This is a genomic window from Streptomyces sp. NPDC029956, assembly GCF_055574655.1.
On sequence record NZ_JBVHZJ010000024.1, the window covers coordinates 1 to 15,105 of the forward strand.

13 protein-coding genes are annotated in these 15,105 nt (G+C 71.9%); 1 reads left to right on the top strand and 12 read right to left on the bottom strand.

The features are described 5' to 3' along the window. Positions 1-130: 130 nt before the first annotated feature. The 11 genes from ACZ4XX_RS20185 to ACZ4XX_RS20235 form a co-directional block, all read right to left on the bottom strand. Positions 131-1,066 (bottom strand): AAA family ATPase, encoded by a 936-nt coding sequence (locus tag ACZ4XX_RS20185; RefSeq protein WP_468509227.1) that lies wholly within the window; start codon positions 1,064-1,066, stop codon positions 131-133. A 284-nt stretch (positions 1,067-1,350) separates the two neighbouring features. Further along, positions 1,351-1,797, bottom strand: coding sequence for a type II 3-dehydroquinate dehydratase (aroQ, locus tag ACZ4XX_RS20190; protein ID WP_468509228.1), 447 nt, complete (start codon positions 1,795-1,797; stop codon positions 1,351-1,353). Further along, entirely contained in the window at positions 1,794-2,891 is a 1,098-nt protein-coding gene (gene aroB, locus ACZ4XX_RS20195) for a 3-dehydroquinate synthase (RefSeq protein WP_468509229.1), read from the bottom strand. Before aroB ends, aroQ begins: the two co-directional genes overlap by 4 nt. Beyond that, positions 2,888-3,409, bottom strand: coding sequence for a shikimate kinase (locus tag ACZ4XX_RS20200; RefSeq protein ID WP_468509230.1), 522 nt, complete (start codon positions 3,407-3,409; stop codon positions 2,888-2,890). Before ACZ4XX_RS20200 ends, aroB begins: the two co-directional genes overlap by 4 nt. After that, positions 3,406-4,590 (bottom strand): chorismate synthase, encoded by a 1,185-nt coding sequence (gene aroC / locus ACZ4XX_RS20205; protein ID WP_468509231.1) that lies wholly within the window; start codon positions 4,588-4,590, stop codon positions 3,406-3,408. Before aroC ends, ACZ4XX_RS20200 begins: the two co-directional genes overlap by 4 nt. 216 nt (positions 4,591-4,806) lie before the next feature. Beyond that, a complete protein-coding gene (locus tag ACZ4XX_RS20210; RefSeq protein ID WP_468509232.1) occupies positions 4,807-5,637 on the bottom strand; it encodes a shikimate dehydrogenase in 831 nt (276 codons plus the stop codon). A 2-nt stretch (positions 5,638-5,639) separates the two neighbouring features. After that, positions 5,640-7,502, bottom strand: coding sequence for an endolytic transglycosylase MltG (gene mltG, locus ACZ4XX_RS20215; RefSeq protein ID WP_468509233.1), 1,863 nt, complete (start codon positions 7,500-7,502; stop codon positions 5,640-5,642). Positions 7,503-7,604: 102 nt separating this feature from the next. Beyond that, positions 7,605-8,069 carry a Holliday junction resolvase RuvX gene (gene ruvX, locus ACZ4XX_RS20220; RefSeq protein WP_030316278.1) on the bottom strand — a complete coding sequence of 155 codons (465 nt, stop codon included), beginning with the start codon at positions 8,067-8,069 and terminating at the stop codon, positions 7,605-7,607. 2 nt (positions 8,070-8,071) lie between these two features. Further along, complete coding sequence (alaS, locus tag ACZ4XX_RS20225) at positions 8,072-10,741, bottom strand: alanine--tRNA ligase (protein ID WP_468509234.1); 2,670 nt, start codon at positions 10,739-10,741, stop codon at positions 8,072-8,074. Then, entirely contained in the window at positions 10,741-11,097 is a 357-nt protein-coding gene (locus tag ACZ4XX_RS20230; RefSeq protein WP_468509235.1) for a DUF6167 family protein, read from the bottom strand. The genes alaS and ACZ4XX_RS20230 overlap by 1 nt, the downstream gene beginning before the upstream one ends. 6 nt (positions 11,098-11,103) lie before the next feature. Further along, positions 11,104-11,541: a DUF948 domain-containing protein gene (locus ACZ4XX_RS20235; RefSeq protein ID WP_055599503.1), complete on the bottom strand. Its 438-nt coding sequence runs from the start codon at positions 11,539-11,541 to the stop codon at positions 11,104-11,106. A 158-nt stretch (positions 11,542-11,699) separates the two neighbouring features. Here ACZ4XX_RS20235 and ACZ4XX_RS20240 point away from each other — a divergent pair, with 158 nt between their 5' ends. Next, the gene (locus tag ACZ4XX_RS20240; RefSeq protein ID WP_468509236.1) at positions 11,700-14,009 is read left to right on the top strand and encodes an ATP-binding protein; all 2,310 of its coding nucleotides are present in this window, start codon (positions 11,700-11,702) and stop codon (positions 14,007-14,009) included. Positions 14,010-14,058: 49 nt separating this feature from the next. Here ACZ4XX_RS20240 and rpsD read toward each other — a convergent pair whose 3' ends face one another. Further along, on the bottom strand, positions 14,059-14,673 hold the full coding sequence (rpsD, locus tag ACZ4XX_RS20245) for a 30S ribosomal protein S4 (protein ID WP_024758279.1): 615 nt from the start codon (positions 14,671-14,673) through the stop codon (positions 14,059-14,061). Between the last annotated feature and the right edge of the window lie 432 nt (positions 14,674-15,105).

Below are 15,105 nucleotides of genomic sequence, written 5' to 3' on the forward strand. Positions count from 1 at the left end.
GACTATGTGCTTTTGCCTTACACGAAATTCCGACGGGTCACCCCCCCCCCTCCCTGCCCCCCCGCGCCCTGGAATCGTCCCCCCCTCCAGGTGGCCTCGGGCCAGGTCCTCCGGACCCGGCCCGGAGAGGTCACCAGGTGGGCGGGCTGGCGATCGCGCGGGCCAGGACGTCGTCGAGGACGCGGGCGGTGGTCTCGACGTCGTACGTGGAGTTGTCGATGATCGGCAGACCGGAGCCGTACCAGCCTGCCATCCGGCCGTGGATGGCGGCGACCTCCTCGTCCGAGAGGCGCCGGTTGCCGCTGCGCTCGGCGTTGCGCTCCAGGACGATCTCCAGGCCGGGCAGGAGCACCACGGGCAGCAGCCCGGGGCCGACGTGGCGCTTCCAGCCGCCGAGGCCGACGACAGGACGGTCGGGGAAGACCGCGTCGTCGACGATGCAGGAGATGTTGTTGGCGAGGAAGTTGCGCGCGGCGAAGCCGCAGGTGCGGCGGGCGAGCCGGTACTGCGCCTCGGAGTGCTCGTTCCACCCGGACTGCGGGTCGGCGAAGCCGGAGCAGACCCACTCGCGGACGTCGTCGAGGCTGATGTGCGCGGTGGGCACCCGGCGGCGCTGCGCCCAGTGCCGGGCGACGGTGGTCTTGCCGGCGCCCGCGGGACCGATGAGCAGTACGGCGAGGGTCGCGGCCCCGGTACCGCCGCCGTGCTCCACGGCGGGCGCGAGCGGCGCGCTCACGGGCGGCAGGGGCACGTGCCCGGTGAGGTCGGCGCGCGGGGACTGCCCGCCGGGGTACTGCGATCCCCCCGGGTGCTGCGGACCGCCGGAATGCTGCGGTACGGCGCCGGAGCCGCCCCAGCCGGGCGTCCCGGGCCCGGTGGGAGGCGCGGGGTGCGAAGGCGCGGAGTGCGGCGGCGGCGCCGCGTGCGGGGGTCTGGACGCGCTGTTCCGGACGGTCGGGTGCACGCCGAGCCGGGACCCCGCGGGCGGGCCCGCGTACGGGGCGCCGGGCGGAGGCGGCGGTATCGGCGGCAGCCCTCCCGGGGCGCCGCCGACCGGGCCGGCCACGGGTCCGGCCGCTGCTCCTGTCCCGGTTCCGGGTACCGCGCCGGTGCCGGGCCCGGGGACTCCCCCGGGCGCGGAAGCGGAATCGGGAACGGGTCCCTGGCCGGTGCCGGGGCCGGTCGCCCCACCCGGTCGCTCCGGCGGTGGCAGCGGACCCCCCACTGCGTGCTGCATCCGGTCCCACTCCGTCTCGTACGCCTGATGTATCCGGTGTATCCGGTGCGCCGGAACGTTACCGCCCCCGGCCCCCACGAGGGGAACGGCCGGGGCCTCCCCCAGGTGCCCCGTCAGTCCGTCAGTTCCTCGGCGAGCGCCCGCAGCGCCAGCCGGTAGGAACCGATCCCGAACCCGGCGACCGTCCCGGTCGCCACGGCCGCGACGACCGAGGTGTGCCGGAACTCCTCCCGGGCGTACGGGTTCGAGATGTGGACCTCGATCAGCGGCGCGGTCCGCTGGGCGGCCGCGTCCCGCATCCCGTACGAGTAGTGCGTGAACGCACCCGGGTTGATCACCACCGGGGTCGAGCGGTCCGCTGCCTCGTGCAGCCAGCGGATCATCTCGCCCTCGTCGTTCGTCTCCCGGACCTCGACGTCGAAGCCGAGCTCCGCACCGAGGGTCCTGCAGGACTCGACGAGCCCCTTGTAGGAGGTGGCGCCGTAGATGTCGGGCTCACGGGAGCCGAGCCGGCCCAGGTTGGGGCCGTTGAGCACCAGAACGGGACGGGGCTCGCTCACGCGGACACCTCGCCGTACGCCGCGATCAGCACGGCCGGGTCGGGGCCCTCCAGGACGGTCGGCTTGCCGATCCCGTCGAGGACGATGAAGCGGAGCAGGTCGCCGCGGGACTTCTTGTCCACCCGCATGGTCTCCAGGAGCTTCGGCCACTGGTCGCCGCGGTAGGTGAGCGGCAGTCCGACGGACTCCAGGATCGCCCGGTGCCGGTCGGCGGTGGCGTCGTCGAGGCGCCCCGCCAGACGGCCGAGCTCGGCGGCGAAGACCATGCCGACGGAGACGGCGGCGCCGTGGCGCCACTTGTACCGCTCGTTCTTCTCGATGGCGTGGGCGAGCGTGTGGCCGTAGTTGAGGATCTCGCGGCGGCCGGACTCCTTGAGGTCGCCGGAGACGACCTCCGCCTTGACCCTGATCGAGCGGACGAGCAGCTCGGCGGTGTGCGGACCGGCGGGGGTACGGGCGGCCTGCGGGTCCTCCTCGACCAGGTCGAGGATCACCGGGTCGACGATGAAGCCGGCCTTGATGATCTCCGCGAGGCCGCTGACGTAGTCGTTCACCGGCAGCGAGTCCAGCGCGGCCAGGTCGCAGAGGACCCCGGCGGGCGGGTGGAAGGCACCGACGAGGTTCTTGCCCTCGGCGGTGTTGATGCCCGTCTTGCCGCCGACGGCCGCGTCGACCATGGCCAGGACGGTGGTCGGTACGGCGATCCAGCGGACGCCCCGCAGCCAGGTCGCGGCGACGAAGCCGGCCAGGTCGGTGGTGGCGCCGCCGCCGACGCCCACGATGACGTCGCTGCGGGTGAAGCCCGTCTGGCCGAGCGCCTTCCAGCAGTAGGCGGCGACCTCGACGGTCTTCGCCTCCTCGGCGTTCGGCACCTGGATGGCGACCGTCTCGTAGCCCTGGTCGGCGAGGTCCGCGCGGAGCGCCTCACCGGTGTCGGCGAGCGCCTCCGGGTGGATCACGGCGACCCGCTTGGCCTGGTTGCCGATGAGGGCCGGGAGCTCGCCCAGCAGCTGCCGGCCGACCAGCACCTCGTACGGATCCGTGCCGGCGCTGCCCGCGACGTGGATACGGGTGACTTCCTGGTCCGTCGTCATGCGTCCTTCTTCAGATCCAGTGCCGCGAGGACCGCGTCCGCGACCTCTTCGGGGGTGCGGTCGTCGGTGGTGACGACGGCCCGCGCGACTTCGGTGTACAGGTGGCGGCGCGCCTCCATCAGCTCGCGCCACTGACGGCGCGGATTGACGGCGAGCAGCGGGCGCGCGGTGTTGAGGCCGACGCGCCGGACCGCCTCGTCGACGTCCATCGAGAGGTACGCGACGGGCAGCCCGGCGAGCAGCGTGCGGGTTCCTGCGTCGAGGATCGCGCCACCTCCGAGGGAGAGGACGCCCTCGTGCCCGGCGAGGGCCGCGGCGACCGCGTCCCGCTCCAGGGCGCGGAAGTGGTCCTCGCCGTCCTCGACGAAGATGTCGGAGATCTCGCGGCCCTCGGCGGCGACGATGTCGGCGTCGGTGTCCCGGTAGGGCGCGCCGAGCCGTTCGGCCAGGAGCGCGCCCACCGTGGACTTGCCGGAGCCCATGGGCCCGACGAGGACGACCAGGGGACCGCCGGTCACCGGATGCGCAGGTTCTCGAGGTACGACCGAACGTTGCGGCGGGTCTCCGGGACGCTGTCGCCGCCGAACTTCTCGACGACGGCGTCCGCGAGGACCAGCGCGACCATGGCCTCGGCGACGATGCCGGCCGCGGGGACGGCGCAGACGTCGGAGCGCTGGTGGTGGGCCTGGGTGGCCTCGCCGGTGACGACGTCGACGGTGGCGAGGGCGCGCGGCACGGTCGCGATGGGCTTCATCGCGGCGCGGACCCGCAGCAGCTCGCCGGTGGTCAGGCCGCCCTCGGTGCCGCCGGAGCGGCCGGAGGTGCGCTTGAGGCCGTCCTCGGTCTTCACGATCTCGTCGTGGGCCTGGGAGCCGGGCACGCGGGCCAGCTCGAAGCCATCACCGACCTCGACGCCCTTGATGGCCTGGATGCCCATGAGGGCGGCGGCCAGCCGCGCGTCGAGACGCCGGTCCCAGTGGACGTGGGAGCCGAGGCCGACGGGCACGCCGTAGGCCAGTACCTCGACGACTCCGCCGAGGGTGTCGCCGTCCTTGTGGGCCTGGTCGATCTCGGCGACCATCGCCTTCGACGCGTCGGCGTCGAGGCAGCGGACCGGGTCGGCGTCGAGCTTCTCGACGTCGGCGGGGGTCGGGTAGACGCCGTACGGCGCCTTGGCCGCGGCGAGCTCGACGACGTGCGAGACGATCTCGATGCCCGCGGTCTCCTTGATGAAGGAGCGGGCGATCGCGCCGAGGGCGACACGGGCCGCGGTCTCCCGGGCGCTGGCGCGCTCCAGGATCGGCCGGGCCTCGTCGAAGCCGTACTTCTGCATGCCGGCGAGGTCGGCGTGACCGGGACGGGGCCGGGTCAGGGGAGCGTTGCGGCCCGTCTCCTTGAGCTCGGACGGGTCGACCGGGTCGGCCGCCATGACCTTCTCCCACTTGGGCCACTCGGTGTTGCCGACCATGACGGCGATCGGGGAACCGAGGGAGAGCCCGTGCCGGACTCCGCCCAGGAAGGTGATCTCGTCCTGCTCGAACTTCATCCGGGCGCCACGCCCATAGCCGAGGCGTCGCCGCGCGAGGTGGTCCGCCACCAGCTCAGTGGTGACCGGGACGCCGGCGGGAAGACCCTCCAGTGTCGCGACCAGCGCGGGTCCGTGGGATTCCCCAGCGGTCAGCCAACGCAACCTGCTCAACGATGCTCCTCATGCTCGCGCCTGGGTACTGCGACGGCGCGACCGGGTGCGCGGCCCTGGCCCGCCATCCCTGATCCTCCCACGTCCGCGGGACGAACCCGTCCTCCGGTCCAGCTGTCGGACGCGGATCCGGCCGTTCCCGATCTTCTCGGCCGGAACACGTGCCGACCCGGACGGACTCCCGGCCGACCGGACGGGCTCCCTCGACGACAGGGCCTAACGGGCCGCCAGGGCCTGTTCCCCCGCCGCGCGCATCGCCGCGAGCGGCGCCCTGGGGACACCGGTCATCTGCTCGACCTGGAGAACGGCCTGGTGGACGAGGAGGTCGAGGCCGCCTACCACCTTGCCGCCGCGGTCGGACCAGGCCGCGGCGAGCGCGGTCGGCCACGGGTCGTACAGGACGTCGAAGAGGGTGCCGGCGGTGTCGGGGACGGCGCCCGCGAGGGCGTTCGTCGTGCCGGCGGGGGTGGTCGCGATCACCAGCGGGGAGGCGAAGGCCTCCGCCGCGTCGTCCCAGGCGGCGGTACGGACCTCCACACCGAGCCGCTCGCCCCAGCCGCGCATCTCCTCGGCCCGCGCCTCGCTGCGTACGTACGCGGTGACGGGTCCGTCGCAGATCCGGGCGAGTGCGGCGAGTGCGGAGGAGGCGGTGGCGCCGGCCCCGAGGACCGCCGCCGACTCCACCTTCTCGACGCCCCGCTCCCGCAGGGCGGCGAGCATGCCGGGGATGTCGGTGTTGTCACCGACCCGACGGCCGTCCTCGCGGAACACGACCGTGTTGACGGCCTCGACCGAGGCGGCCGTGTCGCTGATCCCGTCGAGCAGCGGGATGATCGCCCGCTTGAGCGGCATGGTCAGCGACAGCCCGGCCCAGCGGCCGTCCAGCTCGCCGACGAAGCCGGGCAGCCCGGCCTCGTCGACCTCGAAGCGCTCGTACGACCACTCGTCGAGGCCGAGCGCGGCGTACGCGGCCCGGTGCAGGACCGGGGAGAGCGAGTGCGCGATCGGCGACCCGAGGACGGCCGCGCGGCGGCGGGACAGGGTCATCGTCAGTTCCCCGCGTTGAACTTGTCGACGAGCTTCTGGTGCTCGGCGAGCGTCTTGGCGAATTCGGTCTTGCTCATGCCGTCGGTGGCGACGAAGTAGATCCAGCCGTCCTTCGTCGGGTCGAGCATGGCGGCGAGGGCGTCGTTGCCCGGGTTGCTGATCGGACCGGGCGGCAGTCCCTTGTGCTTGTACGTGTTGTACGGGTCGGTGTTGCTGTTCGCCTCCTTCTCGGAGATCTTGATCTCCGATTGACCCTTCAGGTAGTTGAGGGTCGAGTCGAACTGCAGCAACTGGAACGTCTCACGGTTGTCCGGCGCCAGGCGGTTGTAGATGACCTCGGCCATCTTCCGGAAGTCGTCGTGCGTCTTGCCCTCGGCCTGGACCAGGCTGGCCACCGTCAGGAGTTCCCACGGCCCCTTGACTCCGAGCCCCTTCGCCTTTCCTTCGAGGTCGAGCTTCGTGTACTCCTGGTTGGCGCGCGTGACCATCTTGCGGAGCGCGTCCTCCGGCTTGCCGCCCTTCGCGACCGGGTAACTCGCCGGGAAGAGGAATCCTTCCAGCGGGTCCTTGATGTCGGGGTGTTGTCCGGCCCAGGCAGGCAGGCCCAGGCTGTTCGCCTTCGCGAGCGCGACTTCCTTGGTCGTACCCGGCTTGAGGTCCAGACGCTCGTCGAGCTTCTCGTAGACCCAGGCGTTGCGCTTGCCCTCGGGGATGATCAGGTTGGCCTGGCTGGCCGGATTCAGCATCAACGTCACGGCGCTCTCCGCCGACATCTCCTTCTTCAGCGTGTACACGCCCGCCTGGATGGAGAGGCCGTCGGCGTTGCGTCCCTGCGCCGAGACGAAGGCGTCGACGCTCTTCACCACGCCGGCCTTCTTCAGGATGTTGCCGATCTCGTTGCCCAGCGCGCCCTTCGGAATCTCGACCTGGACATCGCCCGAGCCGGTCCCCGCGTAGTCCTCCGCCGCGCCGAACTGGCCCTGCCAGAACTGGTAGCCGAAGTAGCCGACGCCGCCGACGCCGCCCGCCAGGACGAGCGCCACGACCAGGCAGGCCACGCCGTTCTTGCCCTTGCGCTTGTTCGCCTTGCTCCGGCTTTCGCGGTCGCCGCCGCGGGAGCCGCGGCCCGGCTCCTCGTCGTACTCGTCGTCGTCCTGGTCTTCCTCACCGGTGAAGAAGGGGTGTCTCTCCTCCTCCGGCTCCGGCTCAGGGTGGGCCTCCTCCTCCGGCGCCCAGTCGATCACCGGCTCCGGCGGGTTCTGCCGGCGGCCGGGAGGCTGGGGCGGGGGGTACGCCTCGGGCGTGCCGTACAGGTCGGGGTTCTGGCCGCCGTACGGATCGGCCGGAGCGCCGCCGTACGGCATCGCCGCCTGGCCCGTCTCCCAGTTGCCGTCGTACTGCTGTCCGAGGTGCCCGGGCGTGTCGTAGCCGCCCTGGCCCTGGTACCCCGTCCCGTACTGCTGGTGCTGCTGTTGCTGCTGTTGCTGCTGGTACTGCTGCTGGTGCTGTTGCTGCTGCTGCTGCTCGTACGCCTGCTGGTACTGCTGCTGCGCCGCGTGCTGCTGCGCCTGCTGCTGGTACTGCGCCTGCGGATCGACGTACCCCTGCGGCTGCTGCTGGTACTGCTGCGCATGCTGCTGCTGGTGGTTCTGCTGGTACGGGTCGCCCTCGTACGCCTGCGGGACCTGGCCGGTCTGGCCCCCCTGCCCGTACGGGTCCTGGTAGCCGTGAGCGCCCTGGTCGTACTGGCTCGCCTGCTGCGGGTGCGGGTAGTGCTGCTGCTGGCCCTCCCACCCCTGGTCCCCGTACAGCGGGTCCCCGGGGTGCCACGGTTCGGAGCCGGGGCTCCGGCCATACTCAGTCATCGATCCCCAAAACAGCCGCGAGGCTTCCGGACGATCCGCCTCTACGTAGTGCGGCAGTTGTTCGAACACCGCCGCATCGCGCGGAACGTTACCGTATCGCGATCAGATGACCACTTCGACGCCCTCGCCAGGCGGATTACCTGATACCCGTTCGGACTCAAGAGCGTTCTGAAGGATGATCACAGCGGCGGCCTGATCGATGACGGACCGCCCCTTCTTGGCCTTCACCCCGGAGGCCCGCAGCCCCTGGGTCGCGGTGACCGTGGTCATCCGCTCGTCGACCAGCCGGACCGGCACCGGGGCGATGCCCTTGGCCATCTCCCCCGCGAAGGCACGGACCTTGGTCGCGGCCGGACCCTCCCGCCCGCTGAGCGAGCGGGGCAGACCCACGACGACCTCGATCGGCTCGTACTCCTCGACGATCTGGCGGAGCCGCCGGTGGGCGGCCGGGACGTCGCGTCCCGGCACGGTCTCCACCGGCGTGGCGAGGACCCCGTCGGGGTCGCACGAGGCGACCCCGATCCGGGCGTCCCCGACGTCCACCGCGATACGACGGCCGCGACGCATCGTCACGCCGTCTCCACCACGAGACGCTCGACGGCGGCGATGGCCTCGCCGACGGCCTGCGGGTTCGTACCGCCGCCCTGGGCGACGTCCGGCTTGCCGCCGCCACCGCCACCGAGGGTCTTGGCGGCCGTGCGGACCAGCTCGCCGGCCTTGAGACCGCGCTCACGGGCGGCCTCGTTGGTGGCGATGACCGTGAGCGGCTTGCCGTTGGCCGTGGTGAACAGGGCGACGACGGCCGGACGGTCGGACGGGAAGCGGCCGCGGATGTCGAGGACCAGCTTGCGCAGGTCGTCGGCGCCCGTGCCGTCCTGGACCTGGCCGGTGACCAGGGCGAGGCCGCGGATGTCCTGGGCGGAGTCGACGAGACCGGCGGCGGCCTGGAGGACCTTCTCCGCGCGGAACTTCTCGATCTCCTTCTCGGCGTCCTTCAGCTTGCCGAGCATGGCGGAGATCTTCTCCGGCAGCTCCTCCGGACGGCCCTTGACCAGCTCCTGGAGCTGGGCGACGACCGTGTGCTCGCGGGCGAGGAAGTTGTACGCGTCGACGCCCACGAGGGCCTCGATACGCCGCACGCCGGAGCCGATGGACGACTCGCCGAGCAGCTTCACCAGGCCCAGCTGGGCCGTGTTGCCGACGTGCGTACCGCCGCACAGCTCCTTGGAGAAGTCGCCGATGGTGACCACGCGGACCTGCTCGCCGTACTTCTCGCCGAACTCGGCGATGGCGCCCTGGCGCTTGGCCTCGTTGATCGGCATGACCTCGGCGTGGACCTCGAGCTCGCGCGAGAGGACCTCGTTGATCTTCTGCTCGACGTCGGTGAGGACCGCGCCGGGGACGGCGTTCGGCGAACCGAAGTCGAAGCGGAAGCGGCCGGGCTGGTTCTCGGAGCCGGCCTGGGCGGCCGTCGGGCCGAGCGCGTCGCGCAGCGCCTGGTGGGTCAGGTGGGTGGCCGAGTGGGCACGGGCGATGGCCCGGCGGCGGCGCACGTCGATGGTGGCGTAGGCGGTGGCGCCCACGGTCACCTCGCCGACCTGCACGGAACCCTTGTGCACGGAGACACCGGGAACGGGCTGCTGGACGTCACGGATCTCGATGACCGCGCCGCTGTGCAGCCTGATCCGGCCCTGGTCGGCGATCTGACCGCCGCCCTCGGCGTAGAACGGGGTGCGGTCGAGGACGACCTCGACCTCGTCGCCCTCGGAGGCGGCCGGCGAGGAGACACCGTTGACGAGGAGACCGACGACCGTGGTCTCGCCCTCCAGGTTGGTGTAGCCGGTGAACTCGGTGGCGCCGTTGCTGTCGGCGATCTCCCGGTACGCGGTCATGTCCGCGTGACCGGTCTTCTTCGCCTTCGCGTCGGCCTTGGCGCGGTCCCGCTGCTCCTTCATCAGGCGGCGGAAGCCGTCCTCGTCCACGGAGAGGCCCTGCTCGGAGGCCATCTCCAGGGTGAGGTCGATCGGGAAGCCCCAGGTGTCGTGGAGCAGGAACGCCTTGTCGCCGGAGAGGATCGTGCCGCCGGCGGCCTTGGTCTCGGTGACGGCGGTGTCGAGGATGTTGGTGCCGCCCTTGAGGGCCTTGAGGAACGCGGCCTCCTCGGCGAGGGCGACGGTCTCGATCCGCTTGCGGTCGGTGACCAGCTCCGGGTACTGCTCGCCCATCGTGTCGATCACGGTGTCGACGAGGTCCTGGACGACCGGGCCGGTGGCGCCGAGCAGGCGCATGTTGCGGACGGCACGGCGCATGATGCGGCGCAGCACGTAACCGCGGCCCTCGTTGCCGGGGGTGACGCCGTCGCCGATGAGCATGACGGACGTGCGCATGTGGTCGGCGACCACGCGCAGCGAGACGTCGCTGTCCTGGGCCTTGCCGTAGGCGACACCGGTGAGCTCGGTGGCCTTGTCGATGACGACCTGGAGGGTGTCCGTCTCGTACATGTTCTGGACGCCCTGGAGGATCATCGCCAGGCGCTCGAGACCGAGGCCCGTGTCGATGTTCTTCGAGGGCAGCTCGCCGAGGATCGGGAAGTCGTCCTTCCCGGTTCCCTCACCGCGCTCGTACTGCATGAAGACCAGGTTCCAGATCTCCACGTACCGCTCGTCGTTGACGGCGGGGCCGCCCTCGACGCCGAACTCGGGGCCGCGGTCGTAGTTGATCTCGGAGCAGGGGCCGCAGGGTCCGGGGACGCCCATCGACCAGTAGTTGTCCTTCTTGCCGAGGCGCTGGATGCGCTCGGCGGGGACGCCGACGACGTCGCGCCAGATCTGCTCGGCCTCGTCGTCCTCCTGGTAGACGGTGATCCAGAGCTTCTCCGGCTCGAGCCCGTAGCCGCCGTGCTCCACCGGGGAGGTCAGCAGCTCCCAGGCGAGCTTGATGGCGCCTTCCTTGAAGTAGTCGCCGAAGGAGAAGTTGCCGCACATCTGGAAGAACGTGCCGTGGCGGGTCGTCTTGCCGACCTCTTCGATGTCCGGCGTGCGCACGCACTTCTGCACGCTGGACGCGCGCGTGAAGGGCGGCTTGACCTCGCCCAGGAAGTAGGGCTTGAAGGGCACCATGCCGGCGGGGACGAGCAGCAGAGTCGGGTCGTCCGCGATGAGCGACGCCGAAGGGACGACGGTGTGCCCGCGCTCCTCGAAGAAGCTCAGCCAGCGGCGGCGGATTTCAGCCGACTCCATCAGTGGTCCTCATTCCGGTTGTACGAGATCGTGGGAATTGAATGCGTGGTCGGGTGCGGGGCGGGGCCGAGTGTGCCCCGGCGGCGCGGCTCCGGGAGCTCCCGGGCCTGGGCCGGGCCCGGCTCGACGGGTGCGTCGAGGCCGAGCGCCTCCTCCAGTTCGGCCTCCCGCTGGACCATGCCCGCCCTCACGTCGAGGGCGAAGTCCTTGAGGCGGTGGCCGGTCTCGATCGCCTTGTTCGTGGCCTGGGCCGCGAGGCTCTCGGGGGTCAGCTGCTTCAGCTTCCGGTTGACCTTGGTGGTGGCCCACACGCCGGCGGCTGCGCCGGCCGTGAACCAGAACGTGCGGCGGAACATCGCGGCTCAGCCCTTCTGCTTCCGGCGTCGCGAGGACGGCACGGTACGGCCGACGATCACAGTACGTCGCGAGGAGGTCCGCGGCACGTCCGCGCCGTCCCCGCCGCGGCCCAGCGCCTTGCGCACCCCGTAGCCGAAGGCCGCGACCTTGACGAGCGGGCCGCCGAAGGTGGAGGCGACGGTGGAGGAGAGCGCGGAGGCGTTGGAGGTGACCTCCTGGACGTCCGAGGCGATGGCGTCGACCCGGTCGAGCTGGGTCTGTGCCGAGCGGACGGTCGCGGAGGCGTCTGCCAGCAGGGGAACGGCCTGCTCGGTCACGTCCGCCACCATCTTGGTGGTCGCCCTGAGCGTCTGCGCCAGCCTCACCAGAACCACGGCGAGGAAGGAGACCAGGATCGCCCAGAAGACGGCCACCAGGATCCCGGCAACCTCTCCACCGGTCACTCTGCACCGCTCTCTGCTGTCGTTGGGCCCTTGCTGAAAGTCGTCCCCCGACCCTATCGCGCCCGGGCTGTCGCCCCGTACCGCATTACCGCCTGTGGGACGGGAGTTACGCGAACCGATTGTACGGAGCGCGTGCGGGTGAGTACGCTCCGTGTCCCATGCGACGGAGCAATCTCCCGGCGGAGCTCAACCGGTTCGTCGGACGGGCCACCGAGCAGGCCGCACTGACGGCGCTCCTCGAGGCGTCCCGCCTGGTCACGGTCGTGGGTGTGGGCGGGGTCGGCAAGACCCGGCTCGCCCTGAGAGCTGCCGCGGGGGCGCAGAAACGCTACGGCGACGGGGTACGGCTCGCCGAGCTCGCGCCGCTGCGCGACCCCGATCTCATCGAGTACGCCCTGGCCGAGGCACTCGACCTGACCGACCACACCCCGCGGCCCCCGCGCGAGGCGCTCGTCGAGCACCTCTCCGAGCGGCGGACGCTGCTGGTCCTGGACGGCTTCGAGCACCTCGTGGAGCACTGTGCGCCGCTGGTACGGGAACTCCTCGAACACGCTCCCGGGCTCACCGTCCTCGCCGTCGGCCGGCGGCCCCTGCGGGTGGCGGGCGAGGCCGTGTTCCCGCTGGCACCGCTGGGCGAGGAGGACGCGATGACGCTGCTCGCAGAGCGGGCGGCGGAGGCGGGCGCTCCGAGCCTGCCGGGGGCGGGGGCCGGTGCCCTGCACGAGGTTGCGACGCCGACGGGCGCGCCCGTCCACCCGGCCACGGCCGCGGCCCTGTCCGGAGCCCCGGCGGGCCGGGGAGGCAAGGGAGGCGCCGCGGGTCCGGCCAGGGGCCCGGCCCCGGTCCACGGCCGGTACGCCGTACGGGAGTTGTGCCGGCGACTCGACGGGATTCCGCTCGCCCTCGAACTGGCGGCCGGGCGGCTGCCGCTGCTCTCCGTCGAGCAGATGCTGTACCGCCTCGACGACCGCTTCCGCCTGCTCACGGACGGCGCGCGCGGGGCGCTCCCCCGGCATCAGACCCTGCGCACCGCCATCGGCTGGAGCCATGAGCTGTGCACCCCGGAGGAGCGGCTCCTCTGGGCACGGCTCTCCGTCTTTCCCGGCCCCTTCGACCTGGAGGCGGTGGAGTACGTGTGCGGGGGCCCGGAGCTGCCGCCGGAACGGGTCCTGGATCTGCTCGGCGGGCTGCTCGCGCAGTCGCTGCTCACCCGGGAGGACACGCCGGCCGGTCCCGCGTACCGGATGCTCGACACGGTCGCGGCGTACGGGGCGGAGTGGCTCGCGGCGCTCGACGACACGGAGCGGATGCGCCGGCGTCACCGCGACTGGTACATGGGCCTGGCCACCTGGTGCGAGCTGGAGTGGTTCAGCCCGCGCCAGCCCGAGGTGGCGGCCCTGACGGAGGCGGCGCTGCCGCATCTGCGGGCGGCCCTCGAGCTCTGCCTGGAGCTGCCGGAGGACGCGCACCTCGCCCAGCACCTGGCGGGCACGCTCTGGTTCGCCTGGGTGGGCTGCGGGCGCCTCTCGGAGGGCCGGCACTGGCTGGACCGGGCGCTGGCGCTCGAGTCCGGTCACGAGGAGGCGCGGCTCAAGGCGCTGTGGGTGCTGGGGTACGTGGCGGTGCTGCAGGGCGACGGTACGGCGGCGGTGGCGGCGCTGCACGAGTGCGGGGAGCGGGCAAGGTCCTCGCGGAACGCGCTGGCGGAGGCGTACGCGACGCACCGGATGGGCTGTCTCGCGCTGCTCACGGACGACATGCCGCGGGCCGAGGAACTGATCGGGCGGGCGCTCGACGCGTACCGGGAGCTCGGCGAGCTGAACAGCAATGTGCTGATGGCGCAGATCGAGCTGGCGATGGCGCGGGCCTTCCGGGGCGACCAGGAGGGGGCGGGCGCGCTCTCCCTTGAGGTCAGGGAGGTCTGCGAGGAGCGGGGCGAGCTGTGGGCCCGGGCGTACGCCCTCTATGTGCTGGGGTATCTGGCGTGGACCCGGGGCGCGTACGGGGAGGCTCGTGAGCTGCTCACCGAGTGCGTGTCGATCAACGACAGCTTCCGTGACCTGGTCGGTCTCGTCCTCGCCATCGAGCTGCTCGCGCTGGTGACGGTGAGCCAGGGCGACGCGGAGGAGGCCGCGGTCCTGCAGGGGGCGGCGGTCCCGGTGTGGGACACGGTGGGTGTCCGGCTCTTCGGCTCGGAGGCGTTCGACGTGCCGAGGTCCCTGTGCGAGCGGCAGGCCGAGGAGGCGCTCGGTGCGGAGGCGTACGGCGCGGCGTTCCGGGCGGGCCAGGGGCTCTCGGCGGCGGAGGCGGTGGAGCGCGCGCTGGTGGCCGGCCGCAATCCGGCCGTCGGCGTCCCGGCGGAGAAGTCCGCACCGCGTCCGTTCCGTACCGCCGGCGCGGCCGCGGTCCCGGGAACGCGGAAGCCCGCCGGCTCCCCCACCGGCAAGGGCGGGGAAGCGGCGGGCTGAACACCGCGAGGGTGGTACTACGTCCCCCGGCTCGCGCCGGGGGCCCGGATCAGCGGGCGTAGTACTCGACGACCAGCTGCTCGTCGCAGATGACCGGGATTTCCTTGCGGTTCGGGTCGCGGTCGAGGCGGAAGGCCAGGGCCTTCAGGTTGACCTGCAGGTAGCGCGGGGTCTCACCGTCGGCGGCGAAGCCACCCTCACGGGCGACCTCGAACAGCGGCTTGGTGCGGCTGCGCTCGCGGACCATCACGACGTCGTCGGGACGGACGCGGAACGACGGCTTGTCGACCTTGCCACCGTTGACCTGGATGTGGCCGTGGACGACCATCTGACGGGCCTGGTAGATGGTGCGGGCGATGCCCGAACGCAGGACCAGGGCGTCGAGGCGACGCTCGAGCTCGACGACCAGCGCCTCGCCCGTCTTGCCTTCGGCCTTCTTGGCGCGGTCGTAGGCGCGCGCCATCTGGCGCTCGCTGATGTCGTACTGGGCGCGCAGACGCTGCTTCTCGAGCAGACGGACCTTGTAGTCCGAGTTCTGCTTGCGGCCACGGCCGTGCTCGCCCGGCGGGTAGGGGCGGGCCTCGAAGTACTTGACAGCCTTCGGGGTCAGCGCGATGCCGAGGGCACGCGACTTCTTGACCTTGGGACGGGACTGGTTCGGCATGAACCAACCTCTCTACTGGTACGAAACGGCTTCACCAGGGTTAGGGGAGGTCGCATCCGCAGCCGGGAAACCCGCCGGGTCCGTACAGGACGGACCGTGCCGGGCAGCCGCTCCCAGGTCTGGGCACATACGTGCAGCACGCGAACGACCCACCGCCGCTCCCGGGAACCCGGGTGGTGGTGGGTGGCACGCGACACCTTCGAAGGTGCGCGACGCTCCTGGAAACCCCACCCGAGGGCCGGGTCTCCGGCTGACTGTCCCGTTCTGGTGGTGCCGACCGGAGCCGGACACGGGACGCAGCAATCCGGACCAGTGTACCGGCTCCGCGGGACTCCTTCGCACGCGCACCCGGCGGCCTCAGCCGCAGGTGGCGAGCAGCTCCTCGACGGCCTTCTTCTCCGGCGGGGACACCGTGAGTCCGTGCGTCGCCTT